11 protein-coding genes are annotated in these 15,613 nt (G+C 68.6%); 4 read left to right on the forward strand and 7 right to left on the reverse strand.

What is annotated here, in order from left to right; translation table 11 throughout:
* The first annotated feature begins 826 nt into the window (after nt 1-826).
* From ACIBK1_RS33400 to ACIBK1_RS33410, 3 genes are all read left to right on the forward strand, one after another.
* On the forward strand, nt 827-2,143 hold the full coding sequence (locus tag ACIBK1_RS33400; protein ID WP_030512584.1) for a trypsin-like serine peptidase: 1,317 nt from the start codon (nt 827-829) through the stop codon (nt 2,141-2,143).
* Between the two features lie 475 nt (nt 2,144-2,618).
* Nucleotides 2,619-4,112, forward strand: a complete 1,494-nt coding sequence (locus ACIBK1_RS33405; RefSeq protein ID WP_030512585.1) for a trypsin-like serine peptidase — start codon at nt 2,619-2,621, stop codon at nt 4,110-4,112.
* 497 nt (nt 4,113-4,609) lie between these two features.
* Complete coding sequence (locus ACIBK1_RS33410) at nt 4,610-6,064, forward strand: trypsin-like serine peptidase (protein ID WP_396739681.1); 1,455 nt, start codon at nt 4,610-4,612, stop codon at nt 6,062-6,064.
* A gap of 128 nt (nt 6,065-6,192) precedes the next feature.
* On the opposite strand, the gene ACIBK1_RS33415 is transcribed toward ACIBK1_RS33410, so the two are convergent.
* From ACIBK1_RS33415 to ACIBK1_RS33430, 4 genes are all read right to left on the reverse strand, one after another.
* Nucleotides 6,193-8,001, reverse strand: a complete 1,809-nt coding sequence (locus ACIBK1_RS33415) for an ABC-F family ATP-binding cassette domain-containing protein (RefSeq protein ID WP_030512588.1) — start codon at nt 7,999-8,001, stop codon at nt 6,193-6,195.
* 12 nt (nt 8,002-8,013) lie between these two features.
* Nucleotides 8,014-8,952 (reverse strand): 4-(cytidine 5'-diphospho)-2-C-methyl-D-erythritol kinase, encoded by a 939-nt coding sequence (locus ACIBK1_RS33420; protein WP_396739683.1) that lies wholly within the window; start codon nt 8,950-8,952, stop codon nt 8,014-8,016.
* Between the two features lie 182 nt (nt 8,953-9,134).
* The gene (locus ACIBK1_RS33425; RefSeq protein WP_357318127.1) at nt 9,135-10,592 is read right to left on the reverse strand and encodes a trypsin-like serine peptidase; all 1,458 of its coding nucleotides are present in this window, start codon (nt 10,590-10,592) and stop codon (nt 9,135-9,137) included.
* Between the two features lie 296 nt (nt 10,593-10,888).
* A complete protein-coding gene (locus tag ACIBK1_RS33430; RefSeq protein ID WP_396739685.1) occupies nt 10,889-11,587 on the reverse strand; it encodes a TetR/AcrR family transcriptional regulator in 699 nt (232 codons plus the stop codon).
* 96 nt (nt 11,588-11,683) lie between these two features.
* Between ACIBK1_RS33430 and ACIBK1_RS33435 the strand changes: the two genes are divergently transcribed.
* Nucleotides 11,684-12,274 (forward strand): TIGR03086 family metal-binding protein, encoded by a 591-nt coding sequence (locus tag ACIBK1_RS33435; RefSeq protein WP_030511405.1) that lies wholly within the window; start codon nt 11,684-11,686, stop codon nt 12,272-12,274.
* 5 nt (nt 12,275-12,279) lie between these two features.
* Here ACIBK1_RS33435 and rsmA read toward each other — a convergent pair whose 3' ends face one another.
* Genes rsmA through metG form a run of 3 tightly spaced genes read right to left on the reverse strand, consistent with a single transcriptional unit; the run spans nt 12,280 to nt 15,597 of the window.
* Complete coding sequence (gene rsmA, locus ACIBK1_RS33440) at nt 12,280-13,131, reverse strand: 16S rRNA (adenine(1518)-N(6)/adenine(1519)-N(6))-dimethyltransferase RsmA (protein ID WP_030511404.1); 852 nt, start codon at nt 13,129-13,131, stop codon at nt 12,280-12,282.
* Nucleotides 13,132-13,150: 19 nt separating this feature from the next.
* Entirely contained in the window at nt 13,151-14,008 is an 858-nt protein-coding gene (locus tag ACIBK1_RS33445; protein ID WP_357318139.1) for a TatD family hydrolase, read from the reverse strand.
* A gap of 2 nt (nt 14,009-14,010) precedes the next feature.
* Nucleotides 14,011-15,597, reverse strand: coding sequence for a methionine--tRNA ligase (metG, locus tag ACIBK1_RS33450; RefSeq protein WP_363425920.1), 1,587 nt, complete (start codon nt 15,595-15,597; stop codon nt 14,011-14,013).
* Nucleotides 15,598-15,613 lie beyond the last annotated feature (16 nt).

A 15,613-nucleotide genomic window follows, 5' to 3' on the forward strand; every position in this document is an offset into this window, starting at 1 on the left:
CGCCAACTGGTCCGGCAAGATCGTCTGATCTTCCGCCCGGTAAAGCAGAGTCAAGGAAAGGGCCCGGCCTCCCGCCGGGCCCTTTTCCGTTGCCCGAAAACACCTACACCCGTGCTCCACCACGCGGCGGTCACGCCATCGATCTCACCGCCGACCCCTGGGCCGATCACACCGCTGATCCCTGGGCCGATCACAGTGCCGTCCGCCCCGGCCCGCCCCTTCTCCCCGCTCCACGGCCACCGTCTCGTCGTTGCGGGCGTCAGAGGCCCGATTGGGCACTTCGCGAGCGAGTGAAGCACTCACCCCGCACCCCATAGTGCTCACGGTTCTCACGCCCCGGGCCATCCGCCGTCAGATGACGCGTGACGGGCCGGCTCGCCACGCAGGCCGTAGATCGTCCCCAGACGGACGGGAGCCGCCCGAGCCCTCCCGTCCCCTGCCAGGCCCCGCAGACCGCCGCACGCCGCCGGTCGAGCCCTTTTGGGGCGCCCAGAACGAGCCACCGAGAGCGTGGGCCCGCTCCGCTGAAGGCCCTTTTGACGTAGGACCCCCTCTCTCGGTTTCATCCAGTCGGTGTGATTCGCGTCACACCGAGCCCCGACTCAGAGCGGTCGCGCACCGTGACGACGGACATCCGACACCGCTCGTGATCAGCACAGATGCCGCATAGGCCCATCAACCCGAGCGAAGCACGCGAGCCCGGAGGCGGCGGGCAGACGTCGTGGTTCCACTTACACCACACCAACTTCTCCTATAACTTTCTGACCGTTCCTTTACTGACGCATGGGGCGCAGGAGTCGCCTCACGACAGACCAGGGAGAGAAAGTTGAAGCGCACCCTCGCATTCGGTGGCATCGCGGCCGGCCTGCTGGCCTCCGCTGCCATCGCCGCCCCGGCTCACGCCGACTCCGTCCCGAGCGTGAACCTGGCCAACACCAACCTCGCCGCTCAGCAGGTTGCCCAGTACTGGCTCGGCCAGGCCAAGGCCAACCTGGTCAACGCCACGCCGTACACCGCTGAGACCACGGTTTCCGCCAAGCACGTGTCGACCGGCGGCGTCTCCGCCGACGACAAGGCCGGCGTCGTGGGCTCCAGCGGCGACCAGAAGGCTTCCACCGGCACGTCGAAGAACGTGAACCTGCCGAAGACCACCGGCAAGGTGTTCTTCACCGGCGCCGACGGCAAGCCGCACTGGTGCTCCGCGACCGCTCTGCAGTCGCAGTACAAGAACGTCGTGGCGACCGCGGGTCACTGCGTGTACGACACCAAGTCGAACGCGACCACGCTGGACAACTGGGTCTTCGTCCCCGGTTACTACGAGGGCAAGACCCCGTGGGGCATCTACGTGGGTAAGACCGCGTACACCCACTACGACTACAGCGTGTACGAGGACGGCGACCGCGACTACGCGTTCGTGACCGTCTACAACGGTGTCATCCCCACCGAGGGCGGCACCAGCGGCGGCAAGTACGAGTCGCGCGTCTTCCACAGCAAGTTGGACGCCTACAAGGAGCTGAAGAAGCTCCAGGCCGACAAGACCACCGCTCTGTCGAAGCTCACGGTCGTGCCGGTGTACGAGCGCAGCTCGCACAGCGGCGGCTGGAACAACGGCGGCTCGCACAGCGGCAGCTGGAACAACCACTCGACGCCGGCCCCGTCGCAGACCCCGAAGATCGTCGGCTACAAGGTCGTCGGCTTCAAGGTCTCGATCGCTCTGAAGGACGTCGGCACCCTCGGCGCCAACGTCGGCGGTCAGGGCCTGGCCTACAACCAGAAGATCGGCACCGCCGTCTTCGAGTTCGGCTACCCGAGCGGCTCGCACCCGGACGGCAACTACGCCTTCACCGGCAAGACCCAGAAGTGGGCCTACGGCAAGACCTTCAAGGCCTCTGCCCCGTCGATGAAGGCCGAGGAGCTCGTCGGCATCAAGTCCTCCTTCACCGGTGAGGGCGCCCTCGGCTCGTCCTGGCTGTACCGCTACAGCAGCGCCAAGCGGCTCGGCTACCTCAACGGTGTGACCATCGCGGTCTCCGACACCGACGGGAACGGCCGGATCGACACCAGCGTTTCGCCGTACTTCGACGGTGAGACCCTGGCTGTCTACAAGACCGCTCAGGCGAACTGGTCCGGCAAGATCGTCTGATCTTTCCCCCAGTCAGTGAGATGAAGAAAAAGGGCCCGGCCTCCAGCCGGGTCCTTTTTCTTACGCATTTCACGGACGACGAGATGGCGACGCGGAAAAGGAACGGCGTCGTCAATTCGTCAGGCCCCTCCCCCGGGGGCCGGGTGACCGGAAGGGCCGCACCCGAGTCCTGGTGGCCGTGACTCCTCCCTGGCCGTGTGAAGGGGGAGGTCCTGGCGACGCGTGAGCCGGATGTCGCCGCTGCGGCGGCCGAGCGGTCCGGGAAGGGGAGAGCCCGCTCCCGCCGCGGGCGAATTTCCCCGGAAAAGCACCCGGCGGCGTCGGCGTGCAATGGCATATCACATTGAAGATCACGAGGTGATACCCATTCCTTCGCCTCTCTTACGCCCTCAGCTACCAATCCGGTAGCTTTTGCGCATCCTTTACTGACGCATGAGGCGAAAGCCGCGCCTCACGACAGACCATGGAGAGCACTTTGAAGCGCACCCTCGCGTTGGGCGGCGTCGCGGTCGGCCTGCTGGCCACCGCCCTCGTCGCCTCCCCGGCGCACGCCGACCGCGGCCACGGCAAGCCCAAGGCCAAGCCGCTGGCCGAGACCAACTTCGCCGCCAAGCAGGTCGCCGCCTTCTGGTTCGGCGAGAAGATGGCGAACCTGGTCAAGGCCACGCCGTACGAGACCGAGACCAAGGTCGCGGCGAAGCACGTGTCGACCATGCCCAAGGAGATCACCGACACCAAGCCCGGCGTCGTCTCTTCGAGCGGCGACAAGAAGACCACCAGCACGTCGAAGAACGTCAACCTGCCCCGCACCACGGGCAAGGTGTTCTTCATCGGCACCGACAACAAGCCGCACTGGTGCACCGCGACCGCCCTGCAGTCGCTGAACAAGAACCTGGTGGCCACGGCCGGTCACTGTGTCTACGACACGGTGAAGGACAAGGACCTGATGGACAAGTGGGTCTTCGTCCCGGGTTACTACAACGGCAAGACGCCGTACGGCATCTACGTCGGCAAGATGGCGTTCACCCACTTCGACTACACCACGTACGGTGACGGCGACTTCGACTACGCCTTCGTCGCCGTCTACAACGGCGTCACCCCGACCGACGCCGGCGCCAGCGGCAAGTACGAGTCGCAGGTCTACAAGAGCAAGTGGGATGCCGAGCGGGCCAAGGCCAAGCTCGCTGCCGACAAGACCACCGCTCTCTCCAAGCTCGACGTCGTGGAGGTCAACACCCTCTCGAGTCGCGCCCCCGAGGTTCCGGTTTCCGTCGCCGAGTTCCAGGCCTGGAACAAGGGCAAGAACCTGACCGGAAACGGCCCGTGGGCTCCTCTGACGTCCGCCGGCGCGATCAACGACAAGGTCCAGCCGAACGAGTACAGGTCGGACAGGGACTCCTACGTCAGCAGGGACGGGAAGACCCTGTTCTGGCGGGTGAAGCAGCAGAGCGGCAACCACGAGTACAAGTACTACAGCCGGACGTTCAAGGCGAAGGCTTTCAAGGGCTACAAGGTCGTCGGCGCGAAGCTGACGATCGGCCTGAAGGACGTCGGCAAGCTCGGGGACAACGTCGGGGGCCAGGGCCTGGCCTACAACCAGAAGGTCGGCCAGCCGACCTTCGTGTTCGGTTACCCGAGCGGGTCGCACCCGGACGGCAACTACGCCTTCTCCGGCAAGACCCTCAAGTACAGCTACGGCAAGACCTTCCCCGCCACGGCCTCGGCCCTGAAGGGTGAGGCGCTCCAGGGCATCAAGTCGTCGTTCACCGGCGAGGGCGCCTCCGGCTCCGCCTGGCTGTACAAGTACAACAACTCGACGCGGTTCGGCTACCTGAACGGCGTCACCATCGGCGTCTCCGACACCGACGGCAACAACCGCTACGACACCAGCGTCTCCCCGTACTTCGACGGTGAGACCCTGGCCGTCTACAAGACCGCGGCCGCCACCCCCTCGTCCAACATCGTCTGACGCCTCGTCCCGTGAGGCTCAGCTGAGCAAGGGCCCGGCCGCGTGCGGCCGGGCCCTTGTCTTGTTCTCCACCCTTTGCGTCGTTCCCGCTCTCAACCGCGCGCTCTCCCCGCGCTCCCCGCGCTCCCTGTGCCCTCAGGAGCGCCTTCCGGGGCCGCCCGGCTGACTTCCTCCCGGCCGCAGGCGTTAGGCACGCACGGGCGAAATCAGACGTGATCACCGCATCGTATGGTTCCATCACATAGATGTGATTTGCATCACATTATCCGCTCAAACGATCAGTTACGCAGCGTGCTCGACACCTCTCGAAATCAGCATCTCATCAGCAGAAATACAGGAAACGTTCAGGTTCGGACGTGACCTTGATCGTTTCGGGTGCGTCTGAGGAGCAGCTTTCGGCGCTACTTTCCGCCTGCCTCCTCCGATAACTTTCTTACCGTCCCTTTACTGACGTGTGGGCGTACTTTGTGCCCCCGACAGACCAAGGAGAACAACCCTTGAAGCGCACCCTCACCCTCGGCGGCATCGCGGTCGGCCTCCTGGCCTCCGCCGTCGTCGCCGCCCCCGCGCACGCGGACTCCGTTCCGCACGACACCCTGGCCAGCTCCAACTTCGCCGCCAAGCAGGTCGCCGCCTTCTGGTTCGGCGAGCGTATGGCCAACCTTCGCAACGCCAAGCCGTACAACGTGGAGACGCGAGTCTCGGCCAAGCACGTGTCGACCGGCGGAGCGTCCGCGGACAGCAAGCCCGGCGTCGTCGGCTCCAGCGGCGACAAGAAGGCGACCACCAGCACCAAGAACGTGAACCTGCCGAAGACCACCGGCAAGGTGTTCTTCATCGGTGCCGACCACAAGCCGCACTGGTGCACCGCGACCGCTGTCCAGTCGCACTACAAGAACCTGGTGGCGACCGCCGGCCATTGCGTGTACGACACCAAGAGCAACAAGGCGACCCTCGACAAGTGGGTCTTCGTCCCCGGCTACTACCAGGGCAAGACGCCCTGGGGCATCTACGTGGGCAAGACCGCGTACACCCACTACGACTACGACGTCTACGAGGACGGCGACCGCGACTACGCGTTCGTCACGGTCTACAACGGCGTCATGCCCACCAGCGGCTCCAGCAAGAGCTACGCCCGCACCTACGAGACCTCCCGTCAGGCGAAGTGGGCCAAGGCCAAGCTCGACAGGGACAACGCCTACTCCCACCTGCGTATCCGGCCCGTGGTCGACACCCGCCACGTGGTCAAGGAGGGCACCCGCGACTCGCAGAAGGTCTACGTCAAGCGCGACGACTGGAAGAAGCTCAACCCCGAAGGCACTCCGGCCGACGGTCCCTTCAAGGAAGGCACCGGCGTCACGGACAAGGAGTACTCCTTCAAGCCGCGCGGCTGGGACGAGGGCAAGGCCTCCCGCGACGGCAGGGCGTTCTACCTGAAGAAGGGCGACAAGTACGTCGTCCGCACCTACTGGATCAACTACGACGTCGACTACCGCCTGACCGGCCGGATCCTTTCCATCGGCCTGAAGGACGTCGGCACCCTCGGCTCCAACGTGGGCGGCCAGGGCCTGGCGTACAACCAGAAGATCGGCACGGGCATGTTCGTGTTCGGTTACCCGAGCGGGTCGCACCCGGACGGCAACTACGCCTTCTCCGGCAAGACCCTCAAGTGGTCGTACGGCAAGACCTTCAAGGCCAGCTCCCCCACCATCAAGGCGCAGGAGCTCGTCGGCATCAAGTCGTCGTTCACCGGTGAGGGCGCGCTCGGCTCGGCGTGGCTGTACCGCTACAGCAGCACGAAGCGGCTCGGCTACCTGAACGGCGTGACCATCGGCGTCGCCGACCGCGACGGCAACAGGCGCTACGACACCAGCGTCTCCCCGTACTTCGACGGCGAGACCTACGGCGTGTACAAGACCGCCGCGAACAACTGGTCCGGCAAGATCGTCTGATCCGCCACCGCTCATGCGAAGGGGCCCGGCAGCGCGCCGGGCCCCTTTCGTTCTTCGCATCACCGCTGTCGAGACCGTGACCGGCCGACGGCGCCCTACCGCCCTAGCGCCCTATTGCTCTAGGCGGCCTACTGGCCTTCGAGGCGCTCCGCCACCGCCATCCACTCGAGCTCGGCCGACTCCTTCTGCGCGGCGATCTCCCGCAGCTCGGCGTCGAGCGTGGCCAGGCGTTCGAAGTCGCTCGCCGCCTCGGCCATCTCGGCGTGCAGCTTCGCCTCACGCTCGCCGAACTTGTCGATCTGCCGTTCCAGCCGGTTGAGCTCCTTCTGCAGCTCCCGCAGCTCCTTGGCGGACAGCCCGCCCTCCGGCGCCGGCTGGTCGTCCCGGCCGGCCCGCTCGGAAGCGCTTGCGGCGGAGGCCGCCCGGGCCGACAACGCGGCGCCCGCCGCACGGCGTTCCAGGTATTCGTCCACGCCGCCGGGCAGCATCGACAGCCTGCCGTCCCCGAGGAGCGCGACGCAGCGGTCCGCCACCCTCTCCAGGAAGTACCGGTCGTGACTCACCACCACGAGCGTGCCCGGCCAGCTGTCGAGGAGGTCCTCCAGCTCGGTGAGCGTCTCGATGTCGAGGTCGTTGGTCGGCTCGTCGAGCAGCAGCACGTTCGGCTCGTTCATGATCAGCCGGAGGAGCTGCAGCCGCCGCCGCTCGCCGCCCGACAGGTCGCCGACGACCTTCCACTGGGCCTCGCCCCGGAAGCCGAGGCGTTCGAGCAGCTGGGAGGCCGACCACTCCTTCTTGCCCACCTGGACGTACTTGCGGATCTCCTCGACCGTCTCCAGCACCCGCCGCGCGGGGTCCAGCTCGGCGAGCTCCTGCGACAGGTGGGCGAGTCGCACCGTCTTGCCGCGCACCATGCGGCCGGAGTCGGGCTCGACCGTGCCGGACAGCAGGCGCAGCACCGACGACTTGCCCGAGCCGTTCACGCCGATCAGGCCGATCCGGTCGCCCGGGCCGAACTGGTACGTGCAGTGGTCGAGCACCAGAGGCCCCGCCGCCGGGCCGCCCGCGTGGAGCGTCACGTCCTCCAGGTCCGCGACGGTCTTGCCGAGCCGCGCCGAGGCGAAGCTCAGCAGCTCGACGGTCTCCCGCGGCGGCGGCTCGTTCGCGATCAGCGCCTCGGCCGCGTTGATCCGGAACTTGGGCTTGGAAGTCCGGGCCGGCGGGCCGCGCCGCAGCCAGGCGATCTCCTTGCGCATGAGGTTCTGCCGGCGCTCCTCCGCGGCCTGCGCGATCCGCGCCCGCTCGGCCTTGGCCAGCACGTACGCCGCGTAGCCGCCCTCGTATCGCTCGACGGAGCCGTCCACGACCTCCCACGTGCGGGTGGAGACGGCGTCGAGGAACCACCGGTCGTGGGTGACGACGAGCAGCGCCGACTTGCGCTGGACGAGATGCCCGGCGAGCCAGGCGATGGCCTCGATGTCGAGGTGGTTCGTGGGCTCGTCGAGGATCAGCAGGTCGTGCTCCTCGACCAGCAGCCGGGCCAGGGCCGTACGGCGACGCTCCCCGCCCGACAGCGCGCCCGCGGGAGCCGCGAGGTCGATGTCGGCGAGCAGGTTGGCGAGGATCTCCCTGATCGCGGCGTCGCCGGCCCACTCGTGCTCGGCCCGGCCGGCCAGGACGATGTCCTTAACGGCTGTGTCCGGATCGAACCGGTCACGCTGGGCGAGCGCGCCGACGCGCAGCCCGCGAGTGTGGGTGACCCGGCCGCCGTCGGGCTTCAGCGTTCCGGCGATGATCGAGATGAGCGTGGTCTTGCCACCGCCGTTGCGGCCGACGACGCCGATCCGGTCGCCCTCCTCCAGTCCGAGAGAGACGTCGGCGAGCAGGGGCTTGGGCCCGAAGGCGTGGGAGACAGACTCCAGATTGACCAGATTCATCGCCCGTAAAGCTTATCCGGCCACGGTGGCCCCGGGGACGGGCCCGTGGGCGGTAACGACGGACCTGCAGCCGTCCACGTCCTTGAGCAGGGCGGCCAGCTCGTGCGCCCGCTCGGCGGACTCGGTCAGAAAGGCGCAGGTCGGGCCGGATCCGGAGACGATCGCGCCGAGCGCTCCGTGCTCACGGCCGGCGGCGAGCGTGTCCGCGAGCGAGGGGCGCAGCGCCAGCGCCGCGGGCTGCAGATCGTTGGACAACACCTGCCCGAGCGCCGTCGCGTCGCCCTCGCGCAGGGCGGCGAGCAGGGCCTCGCTCACCGCGGGCGTGGGCGCGGCCACCCCCGCCTCCTCGCGCAGCCGGTCGCACTCGCCGTACACCCTCGGCGTGGACAGACCGCCGTCGGCGAGCGCGAAGACCCAGTGGAAGACCCCGGCGGTCTCCAGAGGGGCGAGCCGCTCGCCGCGTCCGGTACCCACGGCGGTGTCGCCGAGCAGCGCGAACGGCACGTCGCTGCCGATGTCGGCGGCGATCTCCATCAGGTCCTCGACGGGCAGGCCGAGGCCCCACAGCTCGTTGCACGCCACCAGCGCCGCCGCGGCGTCGGCGCTCCCTCCGGCCATGCCGCCCGCCACGGGGATCGACTTCCGGATCAGCAGATCGGCCCGGTAGAAGCGGCCCGCCCGGTCGGCCAGCGCCCTCGCGGCCCGGACGGCGAGGTTGTCGTCGCTCACCGGGACCTCGCCCGTGAGGTCCCCCTCGACCCTGACCCTGAGCGGGGCGGCGGAAGGGTCCCGCTCAGGGGCGGGGCCGAGCGGCTCGGCGGCGGTGACCTCGTCGAACAGCGAGACCGCGTGGAAGACGTTCACGAGGTCGTGATAGCCGTCATCGCGCAGCGGTCCGACCGCGAGCTGGAGGTTGACCTTCGCCGGCACGCGCACCGTGATCGCGCTCATCGCCCGCTCACCGCCTCATGTCGCCGTCGCACGTCGCCGCGACCGGACTGCCTGGACATGGGACCCGAGCTTAGCGGCACCCACGCCCCCCGGAGATCCGGCGGCGGCCACGGGTGCGCATGTCCCGGGCAGCGGAAAGGGGCCCGGCTGACGCCGAGCCCCTTCGCGTGCGCGATGACCGATCAGACGATCTTGCCGGACCAGTTGGCCGCGGCGGTCTTGTAGACGGCCAGGGTCTCACCGTCGAAGTACGGCGAAACGCTGGTGTCGATGCGCTTGTTGCCGTCGGTGTCGGAGACCGCGATGGTCACACCGTTCAGGTAACCAAGCCGCTTCGTGCTGCTGTAGCGGTAGAGCCAGGACGAGCCGATAGCGCCCTCACCGGTGAAGGAGGACTTGATGCCCACCAGCTCCTCGGCCTTCATCGACGGCGCGGCCGCCTTGAAGGTCTTGCCGTACGACCACTTGAGGGTCTTGCCGGAGAAGGCGTAGTTGCCGTCCGGGTGCGAGCCGCTCGGGTAACCGAACACGAACATGCCCGTGCCGATCTTCTGGTTGTACGCCAGGCCCTGGCCGCCCACGTTGGAGCCGAGGGTGCCGACGTCCTTCAGACCGATCGACAGAGCCCGGCCGGTCAGGCGGTAGTCGACGTCGTAGTTGATCCAGTAGGTACGGACGACGTACTTGTCGCCCTTCTTCAGGTAGAACGCCTTGCCGTCGCGGGAGGCCTTGCCCTCGTCCCAGCCGCGCGGCTTGAAGCTGTACTCCTTGTCCGTGACGCCGGTGCCCTCCTTGAAGGGACCGTCGGCCGGAGTGCCCTCGGGGTTGAGCTTCTTCCAGTCGTCCCGCTTGACGTAGACCTTCTGCGAGTCGCGGGTGCCCTCCTTGACCACGTGGCGGGTGTCGACCACGGGCGTGACGGTCACGTGCGAGTAGGCCTTGTCCTTGGCGAGCTTGGCCTTCGCCCACTGGGCCTCGCGCGAGGTCTCGTAGGTGCGGGCGTAGCTCTTGCCGGACGCGCTGGTGGGCAGGACGCCGTTGTAGACGGTCACGAACGCGTAGTCGCGGTCGCCGTCCTCGTAGACGTCGTAGTCGTAGTGGGTGTACGCGGTCTTACCCACGTAGATGCCCCACGGAGTCTTGCCCTGGTAGTAGCCGGGGACGAAGACCCACTTGTCGAGGGTCGCCTTGTTGCTCTTGGTGTCGTACACGCAATGGCCGGCGGTCGCCACCAGGTTCTTGTACTGGCTCTGCACGGCGGTCGCCGAGCACCAGTGCGGCTTGTGGTCGGCACCGATGAAGAACACCTTGCCGGTGGTCTTCGGCAGGTTCACGTTCTTCGACGTGCCGGAGGAAGCCGACTTGTCACCGCTGGAGCCGACAACGCCGGCCTTGCTGTCCGCGGAGGCGCCACCCGAGGAGACGTGCTTGGTGGGCAGCGTGGTCTCCACCGCGTACGGCGTCGCGTTGACCAGGTTGGCCTTGTTCTGGCCGTACCAGAAGGCGGCGACCTGCTTGGCAGCGAAGTTCGTGCTGGCCAGGGTGTCGTGCGGAACGGAGTCCGCGTGGGCGGGGGCGGCGACGACGGCGGAGGCCAGGAGGCCGACCGCGATGCCGCCGAGGGTGAGGGTGCGCTTCAAGTTACTACTCCCTGGTCTGATCGTCGGGCGCAATTGCGCCCCATCCGTCAGTAAAGGACGACTAAAAGCTATCTGAGGATTTGCTGGCAGTGACCGCCCTAGTGGTTTTCCGTCTGATCACCGCGTCAGGATCGCGATCGTCGCCGCCGCCCGCACCCTCTCCGCGGCCGCCACGTTTTCGCTGATCACAAGGGCCGCCATACGCGACCCCGTCACAAACCGTCACTGATCGACACAAGCCCTGTGTGTGATGTAAATCACACTCCTTCGATGGAACGGGATCACCGTCGATCACGTCAAACTCGCCCCGACTGACCCGGCCGCCGCCACCGCCAGTTCAGCTCGCCCGGCTCCGGAGCCGGGCCGGGGAGAGCGGCCTCGCCGGTCCCGGTCACACCGGCTCCGGCAACACCCGCTCGGGCAACACCGGCGAGCACCATCGACAGGAAGCGCCGCCGCAGCTCGCGCGTGCGCTCCGCGTCGGGCACGCGCACGGCGGCGCACCCCTCCAGCACGAGACCGATGTCGTCTACGACCAGGTCACGGCGCAATAGTCCGGCCGCGTAGGCCCGCTCCACCAGCCGGCCCATCAGCTCGGCGGCCCGCCGCGCGTCACGCCCCATCTCCTCGGTCGGCGTGAAGGTGCCGGCGAGATGGACCGTGAGCGAGTGCACGTCGGCGTCGACGATCCGTTCGAGGAAGACGACGAGCGCCTTCCAGGCGTCCGGCTCGGCCTCGACCGCTTCCGCCTCCTCGATCCAGCGGCGCAGGCCGTCGTGGCACAGCCTGCGCAGCAGGTCCTCCTTGCCGGGATATCTCCGATAGAGCGCGCTCATCCCGACCCCGGCCCGCTCCGCGACGGCCGCCACCGGCGCCTTGGGATCGGCCAGGAAGACCTCCCTGGCGGCGTCGAGGATGGCGGCGTCGTTGCGCGCGGCCCGGCCCCGCCGTCCGGCGAGGCCGGCGGAACCGCTGTCGTCCGTCTGCTTCGGCATGCGGCCACAGTAGCAGTGGAACAGAACATTCCGTTCTGCTATAGTGGTGAGCAACGGAACAGAACATTCCGTTCCAATGAGGAAAAGGGGCATCCCATGAACGAGACCACCACGGCGAGCTGGCGGACCCTGCTGACCCAGGCGCACGACGCGTTGCGCGACGCCGTCGCGGGCGTCGGCGGCGAGGCGTGGGACGCCCCGACCCCGTGCGAGAAGTGGTCGGTCACCCAGGTGCTGCAGCACGCGACCGGGGACCAGACCGCCTTCACCGCCGCGATCAACGGTGGGCCGTGGCCCTCGGAGGACCCGTTCTCGCCCTCCGGCCGTATCGAGGGCGACCCCGCGGCTCACCTGGCCGTCGCGCTGGACGCCTCGGCCCGCGCCTGGGCGACCGTGGACGACGACGCCGAGCAGGTGCCGGTTCCGCTCCCCCAGGGCCCCATGCCGGCGTGGCTCGCGGCCGGCGCGTGTGCGCTGGACGCGGCGGTGCACGCCTGGGACATCGCCGTGGCCACGGGGCAGCCCTCGCCGCTCACCCCGGAGATGGCCCTGCCGCTGATGGAGGTCGCCTCCCAGATCGTCGAACCGCTCCGGGCCTACGGCGCGTACGCTCCCGCGCTGGAGACCGGCGACGACGCCGACGCGGTGGCCGTGCTGCTGGCCTACCTCGGCCGCCGGCCGATGTGAACCGCCTAGGTCGCCGCGGCCCGCTGCTCGGCGATGCGGGCGAAGTCCTCGACGCCCAGCTGCTCCCCGCGGGCCGAGGGGTCGACCCCGGCCCCGAGCAGGGCCTTCTCGGCGGCGGCCGCCGTGCCGGCCCAGGAGGCGAGCGCGGCCCGCAGCGTCTTGCGGCGCTGCGCGAACGCCGCGTCGACGGCGGCGAACACCTCTTCGCGGGTCGCCGTCGTCGCCGGCGGCTCCCGCCGTACGAACGAGACCAGGCCGGAGTCGACGTTCGGCGCGGGCCAGAAGACGTTGCGCCCGACCGGACCGGCCCGGCGCACCTCGGCATACCAGGCGGCCTTCACCGAGGGAACGCCGTAGATGCGCGACCCCGGCGTGGCGGCGAGCCGGTCGGCGACCTCCGACTGCACCATCACCAGCCCGCGCCGCAGCGACGGCAGCGCCTCCAGCAGGTGCAGCACGACCGGCACCGACACGTTGTAGGGCAGGTTCGCGACCAGCGCGGTCGGCTCGGTCCCGAGCTCGGCGGGCCCGACCTTGAGGGCGTCGGCGTGCACCACGGTCAACCGGCCGGCCACCTCGGGGGCCCGCTCGGTCACCGTCAGCGGCAACTGCTCCGCCAGCACCGGGTCGATCTCCACGGCGACGACCTCGGCGACCTCCGGGAGCAGGGCCAGGGTGAGCGAGCCCAGCCCCGGCCCGACCTCGATCGCCACGTCGTGCGGTTCGACCCCGGCGAGCCGGACGATCCGGCGGACGGTGCCGCCGTCGATTACGAAGTTCTGCCCCAGCTTCTTCGTCGGCCGGATGTTCAGCTTCTCCGCGAGCGCACGCACTTCGACCGGCCCGAGCAGACTCATGTCTCCAGTGTCTCCCGCGCTACCAGGCGCCGAAGACGGTCTCGCCGTTGACCGTGATCCGGGCGGCGAGATCGGCGAGGTCCATGCCCTTGACCTCCGCGAGGCAGCGGAGCGTGAGCGGGATCAGGTAGGGCGCGTTGGGCTTGCCCCGGTGCGGCGTCGGCGGCAGGTAGGGCGCGTCGGTCTCGACCAGCATCAGCTCGGGCGGGGCGACCGCCGCCGCCTCGCGCAGATATCCGGCGTTCTTGTACGTCACCGGGCCGGAGAACGACATGAAGTAACCGGCGTCCACACACCGCTTGGCCATCTCGGCGTCGCCCGAGAAGCTGTGGAAGACGACCACGTCGGGAGCCCCCTGGTCGGCGAGCACGGCGAGCACGTCGTCGTGCGCGTCGCGGTCGTGGATGACCAGGGCCTTGCCGGTCCGCTTGGCGATCTCGATGTGCGCGCGGAAGCTGGCGTGCTGGTCGTCCTTCGACGCCCAGTCGCGGAAGTAGTCGAGCCCGGTCTCCCCCACCGCCCGCACGTGCGGACGCCGTGCGAGGTCCTCGATCTCGGCGAGGACCTCGGGCGTGGAGGCGTGCGCCTCGTTGGGGTGGATGGCCACGGCCGCGTAGACGTCCCGGTGCCCGCCGGCCACCTCGGCGTTCCACCGGGACGACGGCAGGTCGTATCCGACGGTCACCAGCCGCGTCACGCCGACCGACTTCGCCTCGGCGAGGATCGACTCGACGCTCGCCCCGGCCGCCTGGGCCGCCAGCGCGACGGGATCACCCGAGGACGCCTGCCGGTTGCCGACCATGATGTCCAGGTGGCAGTGGCTGTCGAACACCTCGGCCGGCAGCGCCTCGGGCGGCGCGGGACGCTCACGCGACATGGTCAGGCGTTCTCCAGCCGCGGGAAGAGGATCTCGCCCTTGACGACCTGCGCCCCGGCGGGCAGCCGGCCCCAGGTGGCGAGGTCGGCGATCCGCTGGTCCGCGAGCGCGCCCAGGTGCGGCTCCGCCCCGAGGGACGCCCACAGCTTCTCGGCGGTGGTCGGCATGATCGGGTGGAGCAGGACCGCGATCGCGCGCAGCGACTCGGCCGCGGTGTAGAGGATCGTGGCGAGCCGCGCCTGTCCCTCCGCCGAGTCGTCCTTGGCCACCTTCCACGGCGCCTGCTCGCTCAGGTAGCCGTTGACCTGCTTGACGAAGTCGAAGATGGCGCCGATGCCGCCGGCGAAGTCCAGGTTGTCACCGATCAAGGTGTCGGCCTGGGCCACCGCCGCGGCCAGGCCGTCCGCGATCGCCTGCTCGGCCGGGCCCGCGTCCTTCGCCTCCGGCAGCACCCCATCAAAGTACTTGCCGATCATCGCCGCGACCCGGGACGCCAGGTTGCCGAAGTCGTTGGCGAGCTCGGAGGTGTAACGGGCGGAGAAGTCCTCCCAGGAGAACGAGCCGTCCTGGCCGAACGGGATCGCCCGCAGGAAGTAGTAGCGGTAGGCGTCCACGCCGAAGTGGCTCGTGAGGTCGCGGGGCGAGATGCCGGTGAGGTTGGACTTGCTCATCTTCTCGCCGCTGACCAGAAGCCAGCCGTTGGCGAAGATCTTGCGCGGCAGCGGCAGGTTGTTGGCCATCAGCATGGCCGGCCAGATCGCCGCGTGGAACCGGAGGATGTCCTTGCCGACCAGGTGGACGTTCGCCGGCCAGGTGGCGTCGAACTTCGCCTGGTCCGAGCCGTACCCGACGGCCGTGGCGTAGTTGAGCAGCGCGTCGATCCACACGTAGATGACGTGCTTGGAATCCCAGGGGACCGGGACGCCCCAGTCGAAGGTCGACCGCGAGATCGACAGGTCCTGCAGGCCCTGCTTCACCAGCTGCACGATCTCGTTGCGCGCCGAGGCCGGCTGGATGAAGTCGGGGTTCTGCTCGTAGTGCTCCAGCAGGCGCGGGCCGTACGCGGAGAGCCGGAAGAAGTAGTTCTCCTCCCTCAGCCACTCGACCTGGCTCTTGTGGATCGGGCAGAGGTCGCCCTCCAGCAGGTCGCCGGGAGACTTGTACTCCTCGCACCCGATGCAGTAGGGGCCCTCGTACTCGCCCTTGTAGATCTCGCCCTTGTCGTACAGGTCCTGCACGAACTCCTGCACGCGGTCGGTGTGGCGCGGCTCGGTGGTGCGGATGAAGTCGTCGTTGGCGATCTGAAGGTGCTCCCAGAGCGGCTTCCAGGCCTCCTCGACGAGTTTGTCGCACCACTCCTGCGGTGAGACGCCGTTCGCCTCGGCCGTACGCATGATCTTCTGACCGTGCTCGTCCGTGCCCGTGAGGTACCACACCTTCTCGCCGCGCTGACGGTGCCAGCGGGTGAGCACGTCGCCCGCGACGGTCGTGTAGGCGTGGCCCAGGTGCGGGGCGTCGTTGACGTAGTAAATCGGCGTCGTCACGTAGAACGCCGACTCCCCGGATGCAGTCGTACCTGTAGCCGCCATGTGCGAATCCTATCGG

Origin of the sequence: Microbispora rosea, from assembly GCF_044460045.1 — a bacterium.
GTDB lineage: Bacteria > Actinomycetota > Actinomycetes > Streptosporangiales > Streptosporangiaceae > Microbispora > Microbispora rosea.

Bases quoted from the DNA above. Each gene is read 5' to 3' on its own strand.
- ACIBK1_RS33415 (WP_030512588.1), bottom strand. From the start codon at position 8,001: ATGAATCTGGTCAATCTGGAGTCTGTCTCCCACGCCTTCGGGCCCAAG.
- ACIBK1_RS33420 (WP_396739683.1), bottom strand. From the start codon at position 8,952: ATGAGCGCGATCACGGTGCGCGTGCCGGCGAAGGTCAACCTCCAGCTC.
- ACIBK1_RS33430 (WP_396739685.1), bottom strand. From the start codon at position 11,587: ATGCCGAAGCAGACGGACGACAGCGGTTCCGCCGGCCTCGCCGGACGG.
- ACIBK1_RS33435 (WP_030511405.1), top strand. From the start codon at position 11,684: ATGAACGAGACCACCACGGCGAGCTGGCGGACCCTGCTGACCCAGGCG.
- rsmA (WP_030511404.1), bottom strand. From the start codon at position 13,131: ATGAGTCTGCTCGGGCCGGTCGAAGTGCGTGCGCTCGCGGAGAAGCTG.
- ACIBK1_RS33445 (WP_357318139.1), bottom strand. From the start codon at position 14,008: ATGTCGCGTGAGCGTCCCGCGCCGCCCGAGGCGCTGCCGGCCGAGGTG.
- metG (WP_363425920.1), bottom strand. From the start codon at position 15,597: ATGGCGGCTACAGGTACGACTGCATCCGGGGAGTCGGCGTTCTACGTG.